The organism is Campylobacter sp. TTU_617, assembly GCF_016599045.1.
GTDB lineage: Bacteria > Campylobacterota > Campylobacteria > Campylobacterales > Campylobacteraceae > Campylobacter_D.
The window spans coordinates 1-509 of record NZ_JAENKV010000049.1 but is presented as its reverse complement, the minus strand read 5'-3'; the positions used below and the strand labels follow the sequence as shown (position 1 = coordinate 509).

Annotated in this window: 1 pseudogene; it reads right to left on the bottom strand. The window is 21.4% G+C overall.

The features are described from left to right. Positions 1 to 509: pseudogene (locus GQV94_RS07645) on the bottom strand (motility associated factor glycosyltransferase family protein); the annotation flags it as partial.

Sequence of the window (509 nt, the reverse complement as noted above, 5' to 3'; positions counted from 1 at the left end):
CATCCATTTTTCAAGTCCCCTTTTATATAACTCTTCTTCTAAAGGCTTAATGTTTTTTATTAAAGCAAGTTCAAGTGCATTAATATGTGCATATATCATTTTAAGCCATTCTAAATGTTCTTTAATCCAAATTAAAGATTTATTAAAAGAATCTTCTTTTGTTTTTGCTTTTAAGACATAAATTCTAGCTAAATTTAATTCAAATTGGATTAAAGTAGCTTGCAGTATGTCATAAAAGAAATTTAAATTTTTTAAATTTTCTATTTTTGTTTTTACTTGATCAATTCTTTGTATAAGAACATTTAGTATTTGATTGATTTCTTCTTCGCTTATATCGTTTAAATTAGAGTTTGAATTTAGATTTTGATTATTTTTTTGAATAAAATTTGCTAAATTTAAATAAAGCTCATTGATTTCATTATATTCTTTTAAACAATCATTTTTAAAAGTATTAGAATGTTTTATGGCTTTTGTAATTTTTGCATAAGCTTTAAGTAATAATTCATCTT